This is a genomic window from Oenococcus kitaharae, assembly GCF_025758695.1.
Lineage (GTDB): Bacteria > Bacillota > Bacilli > Lactobacillales > Lactobacillaceae > Oenococcus > Oenococcus kitaharae_A.
This window is the reverse complement of sequence record NZ_JANJQP010000002.1, coordinates 381,710-395,484: the sequence shown is the minus strand read 5'-3', so window position 1 is coordinate 395,484 and position 13,775 is coordinate 381,710. Positions and strand designations below refer to the sequence as shown.

Below are 13,775 nucleotides of genomic sequence, written 5' to 3'. Positions count from 1 at the left end.
GAAAAAAAATTGATTAAGCTTCCCGGGCGATCGTTTGCCAATCGTCCATATAGACAAATCCGACGGCCTTTTCTCCTGTATGTACACCGATCAAAGGACCGATCGTGATCAAATCGCTTCGCAAATCCGGATAGGCTTCTTTAAAAGCCGCCTGCCACTTTGTCGTCAGCTCACGGTTGTTGGCATCAGCCAAAAGCACGCGGACTGGTTCGTCAAAACTGGGACGGTCTATCTCAAAGCGTTTTAATACCCAATCCCAAGCGCGCTTCAGATGCCTTTCTTTGGCAATCGCCACGATTTTGCCTTGATCATTAAAAGTCAGAATCGGCTTGATATTCAAAAGCCCGGCCACCAGAGCAACGCCGCCAGCCAGACGCCCAGTCCGTTTTAAATGGCTGATATCATCGACGATAATAAAGACATGCGTCGAATTGCGCAGACGAGCCACTTTTTCCATGATCTCGTCTCGCGTCTTGCCTTGTGCCGCCAGATCAGCTGCCATCAATGCCTGCACGCCAGAAACCATAATCGTAAAACGCGAATCCCAGACTAAAATATCCAAGCCTTCGTAATCGGCTGCCAGATTGACGGCCAGATTATAAAAACCGGAGATACCGCTGGACATAGTCATAAAAATAGCCTGCTGATAGCCATCGGCTTTGACTTGATCAAAAGTCTTCAGTACATCGGCCGGGCTGGCCATGGATGTTGACGGCATCTCTTTGGCTGCATTCATATCTTTAAAAAACTTGGCCGGGCTGCTCCAGTCCGAATCGTATCTGACTTTGCCATTGAACAGGATCGGGGTCGGAATGACATAGATACTGTATTTTTTTTCGTCTTCTTTGGAAATGTAAAAAGTGCTATCAACAATAATAGCGATGTTTTTTGCCATTTCAGTCCTCCAATGATTTATAGTCTTGCGCCCAGATAAAGCCGACAGCTTTCTCGCCCGTGTGGACGCCGATCAAAGGACCGATAATGCCACGCTCAAAAACAATATCCGGCCATAGTGCCTCGCCTTTTTTTACCCAGGAATCAGCCAGCGTCGGATTATCAGCATCAACAATCGTCACGCGCATGGGCCAGTTCGAATGAGCATAACCTTCAACAATTTTACCGAAATTTTCCTCGATATACTTCCAAGCACCGGTCATTTTCCGCTCTTTAGCAACGGCGACAATCTTGCCCTCTTTACTAGGGTCGATATTTAAGATCGGCTTGATACTCAGCAGCCCGGCGATTAGGGCCTGGCCGCCGGAAAGACGGCCGGTCCGCTGCAGGTGTTTGATCGAATCAACCACAAAGAAGACGCTGGTCCGGTCTCTTAGCAGCCTGAGCTTTTCCAGAATATCTGCCATCTGCCAGCCTTTTTCTGCCAGATCAGATGCCAATAAAGCCTGATTGCCGGCACCCATGGTCGCAATCCGCGAATCCCAGACATGGACATCTAAATCCGGATACTGTGCCGCTGCGGCAAAAGCCGCTTGATAAGTGCCGGAAAAGCCTGAGGACAAGGTAACTAAAACAGCTTGATCGTAGCCGTCTTTTTTAACCTGATCAAAGATCGCCATCAAATCCCCGATCGAAGGCTGGCTGGTCGTCGGCTGCGCAGAACTGGTCGCCATCTGTTTGTAAAAAGCCGCATTCACGGGCCAGTGAGATTCGTGATACACTTTGCGGCCAAACAGCACAGGGTTATCAGCCACGTAAATGTGTTTGGCCAACTGGATTTCATGAGGAATATAACTGGAACTATCAACAATGATGGCAATCTTGCTCATAAATTAAAATCTCCATTCAGAATCTAAGAAAGTTTCGCTAGAAAAAAGGGTCATAAGCTATTCTAACCCACTTGTTAAAAATCGTGATCCAAAAAAAGCACAGGTAAACTGTGAGCCTTTTCATTTGGAAACAAAAACAGTCTGCCCTTTTAATAGGCAAACTGCTATGTCAGACTTATGGTTTAGGCTTTTTTATCGACTGCATGGCCGCCGAATTCGTGACGCAAAGCAGCCACCACTTTACCTGTAAAGGTATCATCCTGCATGGAACGGTAACGCATCATCAATGACAAGGCAATTACCGGTGTCGGAATGCGCAAATCCATGGCTTCTTCCATGGTCCACTTGCCCTCACCCGAAGAGTGCATGCGTCCAGCGATGTCGTCAAGATGCGGATCTTTAGAGAAGGCATCTTCGGCCAGTTCCATCAGCCAACCACGGATAACCGAACCGTGATTCCATAATTTGGCAACGGCTTGATAATCATAATCGAATTGTGAAGCTTCCAGCACTTCGAAACCTTCAGCAATCGCCTGCATTTCGCCGTACTCGATACCGTTATGCACCATCTTCAAGTAATGGCCGGATCCAAGCTTACCGGTATATAGATAGCCATCTTTTTCAGAAATGGCTTTAAACAATGGCTCAATCGTCTTCCAGGCTTCAGGATCATCTCCGCCGATCATGAAGTTGCCGCCTTGACGTGCGCCTTCCATTCCGCCCGAAGTACCGGCATCAAAGAATTTAATCCCGGCTTTGGTCGTGCGAACGTTTTGTTCCAAATTATCTTTGAAGTTAGAATTCCCACCGTCGATTAAGATATCACCAGCGTCCATCTTGCTGATCAAGTCATCGATGGTCGAGTTGGTTGGTTTGCCAGCTGGTACCATCACCCAAATGATGCGCGGGCTTTCCAGCTTGTCGACTAATTCCTGCGTGTCTTGAGCGGCTTGGGCGCCGTAGTCGACCGCTTCTTTGACTGATGCCGGATTCAAATCCAAGCCAACGACTGAAATATCGTGGTCAATCATGTTCTTAACTAAATTCAGGCCCATTTTGCCAAGGCCGATCATACCAATTTTCATCTCTGCTCCTGCTCCTAATGTCCTTTATTATTTTATGAAATTATTTTACTCATATCAACTAATATAATGTAAAATATTTACATAGAGGTAAATCATGAATAATGTCGCAGAAGCAATTCGTTCACAATACCAGCAGCTCCATCCGGGCGAGAAAAAAATTGCCGATTATATTTTGGCTAATCAAGAGACGGTTGCTGATGCCACGATTCAGGGCCTGTCACACAAAATCGGTACCTCAACCGCGTCCATTTCCCGTTTTGCCCGTCATATCGGCTACCCGAATTTCCGTGATTTTCTGATCGCTTTATCAGCCGGAAGAAAAAGCAGCAGCTCGGATTTTTTCACAGAGATCAAGCAGGAAGACCAAAGCGAACAGATCGTGAAAAAACTGTTTTCTGCCGGTGTCTCGGCGCTAACGGCCACAGCCGCCAAATTAGACATGGCTGATTTGAACAAAGTCGTCGATTGGCTGGTCTCGTCATCGAAGATCGGTTTTTTCGGCATCGGCGGCTCGTCAATTGTCGCTTTTAACGCCTATCACAAATTTTTACGCACGAATCTGAATATCGTCAGCCATCCGGACTATGATATCCAAATCATGCAGGCCGCTCATCTGACCAGCCGCGATCTTGGCATTGTTATCAGCCATTCCGGCCGAAATCAAGACACCTTGTTAGTAGAAAACAAATTGCGGGAAAACGGCTCAAAAATCGTTGCCATTACTGCCTTTCCAGAGTCACCGATTGCTAAAAACGCGGATATCGTTTTAAACTCCTACTCTGAGGAGGTAAATTTCCGCCAGGAATCCATGAGTTCTTTGGTCGCACAAATTACAATTATCGACACGCTGTTTACGCTGGTCGGCCATCGCTTGAATAAAGAGACGGACCAAGTCATCGGCGCCATGCGGCACGTGATTGAGCAGACACGCGTGCGCAAATAGTTTTGTCTATCAGAAAATTGATAAAATATAGCTGTAAATCCGATTTAGGTCGGATTGGATAAGAGGACGATTATGCCGCAAACATATCATTGGGCAATTGTTGGTCTCGGCCATATCGCCGAGAGTTTTGCAAAAGCGTTTCAATCGGATGAAGGGCAGCTTTATGCAGTCTGCTCGCGGTCTATCGAAAAAGCCGAAGCTTTCGCTGCGGCTCATAAGATTCCTAAGGCTTATGGCAGCTTGGATGACTTATTGGCCGATCCAGTCGTGGATATCGTTTACGTGGCCACGCCGCATAATTTTCATATCCAGACGATTCTGCCGGCCTTAAAAGCCGGTAAACATGTTCTCAGTGAAAAAGCTATCACGATGACCAGTTCGGAATTGGCGTCAGCCGTCGACTTGGCCGATAAGCAGCAGCTGGTCTTAGCAGAAGCGATGACCGTTTATCACATGCCTCTCTATGCCGAACTGCATCAATTTGCCAAAGACCGTCAATTAGGCGGACTGAAAATGATTCAAGTCAGTTTCGGCAGCTATAAAGAGGCTGATCCAAGCAATCGCTTTTTCAATCCGCAATTGGCGGGCGGTGCTTTATTAGACATCGGCGTCTATGCCTTGGCTTTTGCAGCGGAATTTTTAAAGGGCCGGCCCCAGATGACAGGTACGAGCATGCATCGCTTTATCAGCGGTGTCGATGAGTCTTCAACTATTGCCCTGCGGACAGATCAGGATGAATTAGCCAACCTGTCGCTGACCTTTCGCGCCAAAATGCCAAAAATGGGTATCGCCGCTTATGAACACGGCTATTTGACGGTCACCGATTTTCCTAGAGCTGACCAGGCTGTTTTCACGAGTACAGACGGCAGCACTGAGCTTATTAAGACTGGCGACAGCAAACTGGCTATGGCTTATGAAATTCATGATTTTCAGGAAATGGTGGCCGGGCGAGAAAGCAATCACAGCCTGAAAAAAACAGAGACGGTCATGCGCCTGATGACTGAAGTCCGCAATCAATGGGATTTTCGTTATCCCTTTGAAAAATGAGTACAAAAAAAGCAGCCAAGGCTGCTTTTTTAATTGAGTGATTAATAACCGCTGCTGCTTTGGCTGCTGTTCGCACCACCACTTAGCAGCGTGGAGATAATTGCGAAAATAACCTGATAAATAATCAGATATGAGCCAAGGAGCCACATTCCTGAGTAAAGCCAGAAATAACGCTTATAGAGGCCTTTTTTGGCAACTGATACGACCGTTTTTTTGGCCGCTGCCGGCTTATCTGTACTGTCTGCCTTAGCCGTTTTGACTGCTGGTGCAGCTGCCTGGTCCAAACCAAAACCGTGTGCGCGGATGAAGAATCCGCCCCAGATCAGGGCAATTCCGAGTCCAAGGAACAAAATCTGCTGCAAAATGATGTACAACCAATCAATGATGGTTATCCATATATTAATATTTGACATGTGTCTTCCTTTCGAACAACTTCTTTATTCTAACAAACGGTTTGAGATTTACTTAAAATACAGATTAAGAAACTTCTGGACTTCTGCTTGATAGGCTGCCGTATGCTGGCCAAAGGCTTGTACATGGCCGGAACCGTCACCGATCCATAATTGTTTTCTCGGATCCGGATCAGCTTTATAGAGGCTGTAGACCATGCGTGTCGGTACGTAAGTATCAGCACCGCCATGCATAAAAAGCATCGGGCGCGTATTTTTGGCCAATTGTTTGACTGTGCTTGCCTCCTGATAGGAATAGCCGGCAATATATTGTGAAAACAGGCTGACAGTCGGAATAATCGGGTCCTTAGGCAGGTGATACATTTGTTTGGCCTGATAAGCCACCTCGTCTTCGACACTGCTGTAGCCGGAATCTTCGATAATCGCCCGCACATTGGCCGGCAGCGAATCGCCAGAAAGCATGGCCACAGTCGCACCGCCCATGGAAATACCAAAAGGCACAATCTCAACATTCTTATTTTGTGCCACTAGATACCGAATCCAGGCTTCGACATCATTTTTATCCAGCCAGCCGAAACCGACAAAATTCCCCTGCGACTGGCCGTGACCGCGATTATCGACAGTCAGTGTATTGTAGCCCAGCCGGTAGAACATATCAGCGTATGATTTCATGCCGGTCTTATTATTGCGAAAACCATGTACGACAATCACAGTCTTATTGGTCGGACGTGCAGCCGGCAGATAATTGGCATCCAAAGTCAGGCCTTGATTTTGAATCGTCAGCTGCCGGCCGGATTGGCTAAAACGCTGCTGATAATCATCGACGTAAGGCCTCGAAGTCGGCGTGAGCCCTTCGTATGTATAATCGCGATTATTATGATTATTGCGAATCTCGGCAACATTAAAGAAATAGGCACAAGCCGCAATATAGATCACTACAAGTAAAATAAAAATTCTAAATAACCAACGTAACATCCGTTTAAATATACCATTCTATTTATATTTTTCTTCTAATCCGCCCATCCACCAGCCAAGCAGCCAACCCAAAGCAAACATCACCAGAGCCAAAATTCCCTGCATCAAATCCAGCTGGCCATAATCGGCGACAGGCGGCAGCACGATCAACAGCGTCGAAGCAAGCACGATGCCCAAAATCGCGTGATAAAGTTTGCTGTAATAATGATCCAAAATTGCCGCCACTAGACAGGAAAACAGCGCTAACGCCAGCAGTGCGCCAATCGCTATCGGGAAAAAAACTGACAGGCTGCCAGCTTTAAAAGCCGTAATCATCGGATCAAACAAGCCTAACAACAACAGAAAATTCGATGGGCTCAAGCCGGGAATAATAATCCCTAGCGCAATCAAAGCACCGGCTAATAACCAGCTAGCAAAATTAGCCGGCAGCTGCCCGAATAGATTATCCATGTTAGCCAAAAAAGCCAGCGACACAATAAAAGCTAGTGTCAAGACCAACCAATCGGACTTGCCACGGCCGTTTTGCCCAGCCTGTTTATATAAGGACGGCACCGTTCCAAGAATTGCACCAGCAAAGGCCCACATAACAATCAGGTTATAGTTGGCAAGCAGCCAACCAATCGGATTAGCCAAGGCAATAATGCCGGCCAGCGCGCCGATCCCAACCGGCAGAAAATAGCGGACGTTTAACCAAAAATGTTTCAGGGGATGAGCCATAAAGGCCAGCAAACGTTCATAAATACCTAAAATGGCGGCTAGGACACCGCCGGAAACGCCCGGAAGGATAAATCCCAGAGCAATAAAGACACCTTTGAAAAAACGGAGCAGGTAATCGAGAATCGGGTTAACAGCAGACTTATTTTTCACTATATTTTATTCTCTCATATCTGGAGACGAACAAAGGTGCGCGTTTAATAAGCAGGCTTTTCCTGATAAGATAGAGGCATGTTTCCAGAGAGACTCAGAGCTTTGCGGCGCGGTAAAGGGATCACCTTAAAACAGCTCGCAAAAGCATTAAATCGGAATTTGACCAAGGGCGAATCAAAGAACACAGAATCCCAGATCGGCAATTGGGAACGCGGCGAGAGAAACCCGAATTACCTTGAAGTCAAAAAATTGGCCGATTATTTTGATGTCTCGATGGATTATTTGGTCGGCCGCTACAATAACGATCAGGTTGACTTGGCTAAGGCCATGATCACGACTTCTAAGCTGACCTATAACGATACGCCGCTGGACAATAACGACAAATACGAAATTCTCCAACTGGTTTCCGGCTATCTGCACGCTCGCGGACGCCGTTCGACCGGTGATTTGCTAAATATCGATCATCAAGAGACTCTGGATTTATTCGACAACCACAATGGCTTTTAATCTGGAGACTTACATCCCCCGCCTCAAAGCCTGCCGGGATTATTTTGCCAAACTTTATTCTGTCAGCGATCTAATTGATGCGCTGCTTTTTTCTGATCTGGCCATCAGCCGGCAAAAACTTCCGGAAAGTCTGCCTGAGCTGGCCTTATCTGATTCGATGATGGTCGATATCCAGGATTTTTTGTCCAAACAGATTACAGCCGGCATGTCGGAACTGGAAATCCAGCAAAAAGTCCGCCCCGCTGAAGAACTGGATCAATTACTGGGCGACTACCGTCAGTATCTGATCGAACGTTACGGTATGTTTGCCTATATCGCCAAACCCTGGATTAATGACTTATATACCTACCTGGATGGCCGGCCGGCGCTGGAAATTATGGCCGGCAACGGCTTTTTGACTGCTGGATTGCGGCAATTACAGATTGATTACCCAATCACGGCCACTGACAATTTCGATTGGAAACTCATGGACCGGCAGATGACACCGATTACAAAAGTCGTCAAGATGGATGCCTCGGCTGCTGTCGAATATTATTTAAAAGATGTCGAGGTGATTGTATTGTCCTGGTCACCCCAGCACGCTAATTCGGACTGGCTGATTTTAAATTTCCTGCGTGTCCATCATTTCTTTAATCGCGGTGGTGAATTGATCGTGATCGGTGAGAAAAACGGCGTCACAAATTCCAAAAAATTCTGGCAGCAGGCTCAATTGAGCGTTCCGGTTTTGCTCAACCAAAATTGGCCGCGTTTTGACTTGGTCAAAGATCAAGTCTTTACTGTGAAATAATCTGGCGCAGTTTGCCGCGATAGGCACTAATATAGGATCCGGAAAATAGATGAGCATGCACCATTAAGTAATAAAGCTGATAGAACATCAGGCGTTGATCGACACCGGTTTGAAAAGGTCGGATACTCTGGTAACCCGCATAAAAATCGCGCGTGAAGCCGCCAAAAACAGTCGTAATACCGATATCGAATTCGCTATCGCCATAGTAAACGTCCGGATCGATGAAAATCGCTTCGCCATTATCGGCATCGAACATAAAATTGCCTGCCCAAAAATCACCATGAAGCAGGCTGGGTTGAACTTGGCGTTTTGCCATTAACTTGCGGAAAATCGAAATTGCCTGATTATAAGCCGCGTCATCCTGCCATTTGCCTTCGGAAATTAAGAGACGGCGCAAGACATTCAGGCGTTGTTCGATAAAAAAATTGGTCCAATCAGACTGCCAGCTGTTGATTTTGATTGTTTTTCCGGCTTTAAAATCGCTATCCAAGCCAAATTTATGGTTCGGACTCGTGATCGCGTGAATCTTGGCTAACCCCTGGCCCAGCGCGTATTGATTGCCGCTGTTAGTTGTGTGCAGGTACTCTAATAAGAGCCACTGATCTTTGCCGACTTCACCCAAAGCAAGTACCTTAGGCACACGGGCAGCCTGGCCTAATAAATGCAGCCCATCGGCTTCGTGCTGGAAAAATTCCGGCACTGATTTGGGCTGGACTTTAAGAAAATAGTGCCGCCCTTGACTGTCGGTCAAAGCATAAGCCCGATTGATGTCGCCGCCATGGACTTCTTGGAAATCAACGACTGGCGAATCTGTCGGTACTTTTTGCAAAAATTCTCGACTTAAAGTAAACATACTTTCATGATAAACATTTTCAATAGGCAGAAAAGCACATAAAAAAAGACGATCCGAAGATCGTCTAGTTTGGCTTTGCAGCTTTACGTTAGCTGCTAACGACAATTGTTACCAATTGCATCCACGTACTGTTAGTCCAGCAGCCTAGCAACTTCCACAAGATCCTAGGCGGCGGCGGAAATGCGTTCCTTGAGATTAAACTCAGCCGTCCGTGTTAGAAACGCGCCGTAGCAAACGTTTCCTCGACTCATCGCATCGAATAATAGTATATCACACACGACGCTTTTTGAACGCACGCAGTAACTTGGCCAGCGGTTTGCCATCATCATAATTCAGCGCATTGCGTGCATAAATACCAGATGCAAAACGCAGCATAATGGCAATCGTGATTACTTCCAAGCCGAAGGCGACCAGGCCATCCAAAGTTGTGGCCGAACCGACTGACATTCTAACCGGCATCACCGATTGGCTGAAGAAAGGAACGAAAGAAATAATTTTAAAAATTGGCGTGTTGGCTGCGGCCAAAGCTGCATAACCCAGGAAATAAGGCACAATCGCCACCCACATGACCGTCGAAGTCGATTGCGGTACATCTTCTTGGCGGCTGACCATTGAAGCAAAGACAGCTGCCAAAATAATATAGATGACAATAGCTCCGATCGTAATCAAAGAAGTCGAGATGATATAGCCGCTTCCCAGCTGCGACCAATCGATTAGATTGAGAAAACGTGCATAGCCGAATGGTCCAGCTAGCATAACGGCAATCACAGCTAAGATGGCATAGAAAATCAACTGGAAAATAAATAGCGAGACAATTGCAATCACCTTGCCGGCAAAATGCTGACGGGCAGGAACGGCCGCCAAGATACTGTCGAGGATCCGTGACCCTTTTTCCGTCCCCACTTCACTACCAGTCATCTGGACATAGACGGTCAGGAAGATGAAGATCGCGACCAAGGCAAACTGAGCAAAAGCATAACGCACGCCGCGATTTGTATTATCGTTGCTGGTACCGCCGTTTGTCACAGAAACATAACGGCTGTTAATCACGGCCGGGCTGGACAAGGAACTAACTTGCTCCGCTGTCAAATTCAAGCTGCTGATAGCAGATTGCACTTTCAGATTCGTGATCGCCTGACGGACCGTGTCGGCATCAATGGTGGCATCGGATTTATTGTTCGATACCAAAGTTGCCTTGGCATAGTCGCTGGAAACTGTCAGATAAGCATCAATGTGTTCTTTGGAGAGGCTTTTTCTTGCTTGAGCAGCTGTGTCCTGACGACGGACATCAGCCTGCCCTTTCAGTGAGGCTCTGATTGCCTGCACCTGCTGTCTGTTAGCGACAACGCCTAATGATGGCTTGTTATCAGAAATCGAATTCGTGACCAAAGCCGCAATACCGATACCGACAAGAATGAAAATAAAGGGCGACAGCAGCATCCAATAATAGGCCGGGCTTTTCAGATTTTTGAGAAAAACGTGTTTGGCTACAATCCAGGTCTTATTCATGAGTAAGTCCCTCCTTTTCGGCCTCGTCAATGGCATCCTGACCGATTTTCATCTTGAAAATTTGTTCCAAAGTTGGCGGTTGTTGATCAAACGCTGTGATATAGCCGTTTTTAGTCGCCAGCTCAAAGACTTGGCGTCCGACTTTTGGATCCGATAAAGTCACCTGCAGGCCGCCGGCATAATCCTCGACACTGACAACGCCTGGAATTGCAGATAGCTCGGCTTTTGTTGCAGGCGATTCCAAATAAATCATGGTCCGGCCAAAGGACTGGCGGACTTGACCGGTCTCACCATTTAAGACAACGTGGCCGCGATTAAGCATAATCACATCGTCAGCGATCGCCGAGACATTATTCATGTCATGTGATGAGTAAATAATCGCGGCGCCATTCTTTTTCTGTTCAACAATAATATCCAATAAAATCTGCGCGTTGACCGGATCCAAACCGCTGAACGGTTCGTCTAAAATAATTAATTTTGGTTCATGAATCAAGGCTGTGATCAGCTGGACTTTTTGCTGATTTCCTTTTGACAGCTTTTTGACTTTATCAGTCAGCTTGCCTTTAACATCAAATTTATCCATCCACTGCTGCATTTTCGGCCGGATTTCCTGGCGCGATTTACCATGCAGTTCAGCAAAGTAAAAAATCTGTTCGCCGATTTTCACATCCGGGTACAAGCCGCGTTCTTCCGGCAGAAAGCCAATCTCATTCATGACCTGGCTGTCAATTTTGCGGCCGTTCCAGGTAATCTGGCCGGAATCCGCTTCGATAAAGTTCAGGATCATCTTAAAGGTCGTGGATTTCCCAGCGCCGTTTTGACCGATTAATCCTAGAATCCGGCCATCGGCCAGTTCCCAAGACTCGTCGACAACCGCGCGAAGATCCCCGAAGGTCTTGCTGATATTTTCGAGTTTTAACATATCGCTCCTCTGAAACAAGTTTGATATCATAATAATAGCATATTAATACCACTGCTTGCTTTAAAAGCGCCAAAGAAAAAAGTCACTTTTTCGTGGCTTTTTTTCTTGTTGTTTTCTTGGCTGCGGCCTTTTTTGGTTTAGCTTCAGCTGCAGTATCTTTCTCTTCTTCTTTGGGCACTGGCGCAACCCAATTCTTTTCGATCTCAAAAAATGCCTCGATCTGATCGTTTAATTGGGTTAGATCATCCAATTGGACAATTTTCATTTTGGAATTGCTGATTTTCTCCGATTCGAATATCAAGTAGGTATGAACTGGAAGCTGAGCATCAGGATGGATCAGCTTGCGATATTCATTTTTATATCTCAAAGGCAGGATATAAGGTGCCAGCTCTAAAGAAATTGTCTGTCCGCCGCCTTCGACGCCACCGGCGATTTGTACTTCGCTGCGGTTAATCTGTGTGGAATCAAAGTTGCCTTCTAATGTATCAGCGACAGCTTGTGTATATTTGTCAGCTGGAAAGGAAATCACGGCATAGTTTTGGCCGTCAATCAAATCCAGTATTGTTTGTCCTAAAATTTCAGTCATCTGCTCCATTCTAACAAAATGTTAGAATGACACTTGTGCAAAAGACAAAATCATCAAGTTCAGACCATTTGGATAAAGATCATATTCTGATTATGATCGCATTAGGCATTTTCACTTTTATGAGCGTTCTGGACGGCTCAATTGTGAATATTGCCCTGCCCTCAATCTCAAAAGATCTGGCCATTCCGCTAAACCAGGCAACTTGGACTGTGATTGTTTATTTAATCGTGATCTCGGGTCTATTGCTGCTGTTCGGCCGTATGGGAGATGTTTTTGGTAAAATCAAAATCTTTAAAATCGGTACGATCATCTTCACAATTGGTTCCTTTTTAGCCGGCATTTCCCGTTTCGGCCTCTACTTCTTGCTAGCAGCGCGTGTCGTACAAGCTGTGGGCGCTTCAATGACCATGTCGACAAGCTTTGGAATCACGACCTCTAATTTCCCAGCCAGCATGCGGGCACGAGCCATGTCTGTGATCGGGATGTTCGTCTCCTTGGGCGCAATTGCCGGTCCAGCTATCGGTGGCGCCATCCTGAGTATCTTCAATTGGACTTTCATTTTTTGGGTAAACGTGCCGATCGGTTTGATCGCCATCGTGATCGGTATCAAATATTTTCCGCAAGATACGATTGCCCAGCCCAACGAAAAAATCGACTACAGTGGTTCAACACTTTTCTTCTCCTTTGTCGCTGTTTTCTTCTTAGCGATTAATGCCGCCGAGGTAGTTGGTTTCCAAGATATTTGGGTCATCATCGGCTTGGTCGTGGCCCTTTTGCTTTTAGCAGCCTTCATCAAAGTCGAGAATTTAATCAAGTTTCCAATGATCAAACTCGAAATTTTCAAAAACCAGCTTTATTCCATTTCTTTGACAACGGCTTTTCTCGTCTTTGCGGTGAACTCCTATACAAATATCCTGATGCCCTTTTATTTGCAGGATCTTCGCGGCCTGACACCGGGTCAATCCGGCCTGATTTTAATGGCCTTTCCGATTGCCAATTTTATTTTTTCGCCGATTTCCGGATGGGCCGGCGACAAATTTGATAAAGAACTGATTACATTAATCGGTTTAGCCGGACTAATGCTCAGCCAGGTTGGCTACTTATTGATCAACGGCGGCTCACCCTATCTATTAATTATCCTGACCTTGATTGCAAACGGGACTTCGGCCGCCATCTTCCAGTCACCTAATAACGCTTTGACAATGAGTACAGTTCCCAAGCCTTTGTTAGGCATTGCCGGATCTGTCACCGCTTTAGCCAGAAATATTGGTTTTATTGTCGGCAATACATTTGCCACAACCATGCTGTTTCTCGGTATGAGTCATCTGGCCGGACGACGTGTTTTAAATTATCTGCCTGCACATCCTGATTATTTTCTGCAAGCCATGCACTGGAGCTTTATATTCGCCGCGGTCTTGGCTTTGGTAGCTTTTGTCCTGACCCTGTACCGCATGCTGAAACGACAAGTTCTCCAAAAATATATTGCTAAAAATTAACATT

Annotated in this window: 15 protein-coding genes; 5 read left to right on the top strand and 10 right to left on the bottom strand. The window is 46.3% G+C overall.

The features are described from left to right. Positions 1 to 13: 13 nt before the first annotated feature. The 3 genes from NRF22_RS05420 to gnd form a co-directional block, all read right to left on the bottom strand. Complete coding sequence (locus NRF22_RS05420; RefSeq protein ID WP_263779556.1) at positions 14 to 895, bottom strand: DegV family protein; 882 nt, start codon at positions 893 to 895, stop codon at positions 14 to 16. 1 nt (position 896) lies between these two features. Beyond that, entirely contained in the window at positions 897 to 1,784 is an 888-nt protein-coding gene (locus NRF22_RS05415; protein ID WP_263779555.1) for a DegV family protein, read from the bottom strand. 182 nt (positions 1,785 to 1,966) lie between these two features. Next, positions 1,967 to 2,869 (bottom strand): phosphogluconate dehydrogenase (NAD(+)-dependent, decarboxylating), encoded by a 903-nt coding sequence (gnd, locus tag NRF22_RS05410; protein WP_263779554.1) that lies wholly within the window; start codon positions 2,867 to 2,869, stop codon positions 1,967 to 1,969. Between the two features lie 94 nt (positions 2,870 to 2,963). On the opposite strand from gnd, the gene NRF22_RS05405 reads away from it, so the two are divergent. Both NRF22_RS05405 and NRF22_RS05400 read left to right on the top strand, forming a co-directional pair. Then, the gene (locus NRF22_RS05405) at positions 2,964 to 3,812 is read left to right on the top strand and encodes a MurR/RpiR family transcriptional regulator (RefSeq protein ID WP_263779553.1); all 849 of its coding nucleotides are present in this window, start codon (positions 2,964 to 2,966) and stop codon (positions 3,810 to 3,812) included. 72 nt (positions 3,813 to 3,884) lie between these two features. Next, on the top strand, positions 3,885 to 4,859 hold the full coding sequence (locus NRF22_RS05400) for a Gfo/Idh/MocA family protein (protein WP_263779552.1): 975 nt from the start codon (positions 3,885 to 3,887) through the stop codon (positions 4,857 to 4,859). 41 nt (positions 4,860 to 4,900) lie between these two features. On the opposite strand, the gene NRF22_RS05395 is transcribed toward NRF22_RS05400, so the two are convergent. The 3 genes from NRF22_RS05395 to NRF22_RS05385 are packed head-to-tail and all read right to left on the bottom strand — an operon-like array spanning position 4,901 to position 7,111. Beyond that, complete coding sequence (locus NRF22_RS05395) at positions 4,901 to 5,272, bottom strand: hypothetical protein (protein WP_263779551.1); 372 nt, start codon at positions 5,270 to 5,272, stop codon at positions 4,901 to 4,903. Between the two features lie 48 nt (positions 5,273 to 5,320). Next, positions 5,321 to 6,244 carry an alpha/beta hydrolase gene (locus NRF22_RS05390; RefSeq protein WP_263779550.1) on the bottom strand — a complete coding sequence of 308 codons (924 nt, stop codon included), beginning with the start codon at positions 6,242 to 6,244 and terminating at the stop codon, positions 5,321 to 5,323. Between the two features lie 18 nt (positions 6,245 to 6,262). Beyond that, positions 6,263 to 7,111, bottom strand: a complete 849-nt coding sequence (locus NRF22_RS05385) for a DUF368 domain-containing protein (RefSeq protein WP_263779549.1) — start codon at positions 7,109 to 7,111, stop codon at positions 6,263 to 6,265. Between the two features lie 78 nt (positions 7,112 to 7,189). Here NRF22_RS05385 and NRF22_RS05380 point away from each other — a divergent pair, with 78 nt between their 5' ends. Both NRF22_RS05380 and NRF22_RS05375 read left to right on the top strand, forming a co-directional pair. Continuing rightward, on the top strand, positions 7,190 to 7,618 hold the full coding sequence (locus NRF22_RS05380) for a helix-turn-helix domain-containing protein (protein ID WP_263779548.1): 429 nt from the start codon (positions 7,190 to 7,192) through the stop codon (positions 7,616 to 7,618). Then, positions 7,608 to 8,405: an SAM-dependent methyltransferase gene (locus NRF22_RS05375; RefSeq protein ID WP_263779547.1), complete on the top strand. Its 798-nt coding sequence runs from the start codon at positions 7,608 to 7,610 to the stop codon at positions 8,403 to 8,405. Before NRF22_RS05380 ends, NRF22_RS05375 begins: the two co-directional genes overlap by 11 nt. On the opposite strand, the gene NRF22_RS05370 is transcribed toward NRF22_RS05375, so the two are convergent. The 4 genes from NRF22_RS05370 to NRF22_RS05355 all read right to left on the bottom strand — a co-directional run bounded on the left by NRF22_RS05370 (position 8,392) and on the right by NRF22_RS05355 (position 12,275). Then, entirely contained in the window at positions 8,392 to 9,258 is an 867-nt protein-coding gene (locus NRF22_RS05370; RefSeq protein WP_007744328.1) for a fructosamine kinase family protein, read from the bottom strand. The two genes, NRF22_RS05375 and NRF22_RS05370, sit on opposite strands and share 14 nt — an antisense overlap. Before the next feature lie 270 nt (positions 9,259 to 9,528). Next, the gene (locus NRF22_RS05365) at positions 9,529 to 10,767 is read right to left on the bottom strand and encodes an ABC transporter permease (protein WP_007744329.1); all 1,239 of its coding nucleotides are present in this window, start codon (positions 10,765 to 10,767) and stop codon (positions 9,529 to 9,531) included. Then, entirely contained in the window at positions 10,760 to 11,689 is a 930-nt protein-coding gene (locus tag NRF22_RS05360) for an ABC transporter ATP-binding protein (protein WP_263779544.1), read from the bottom strand. The genes NRF22_RS05365 and NRF22_RS05360 overlap by 8 nt, the downstream gene beginning before the upstream one ends. An 82-nt stretch (positions 11,690 to 11,771) precedes the next feature. Next, positions 11,772 to 12,275: a hypothetical protein gene (locus tag NRF22_RS05355; RefSeq protein ID WP_263779543.1), complete on the bottom strand. Its 504-nt coding sequence runs from the start codon at positions 12,273 to 12,275 to the stop codon at positions 11,772 to 11,774. Between the two features lie 92 nt (positions 12,276 to 12,367). Here NRF22_RS05355 and NRF22_RS05350 point away from each other — a divergent pair, with 92 nt between their 5' ends. Beyond that, positions 12,368 to 13,771, top strand: a complete 1,404-nt coding sequence (locus NRF22_RS05350) for an MFS transporter (RefSeq protein WP_263779724.1) — start codon at positions 12,368 to 12,370, stop codon at positions 13,769 to 13,771. The last annotated feature ends 4 nt before the right edge of the window (positions 13,772 to 13,775 follow it).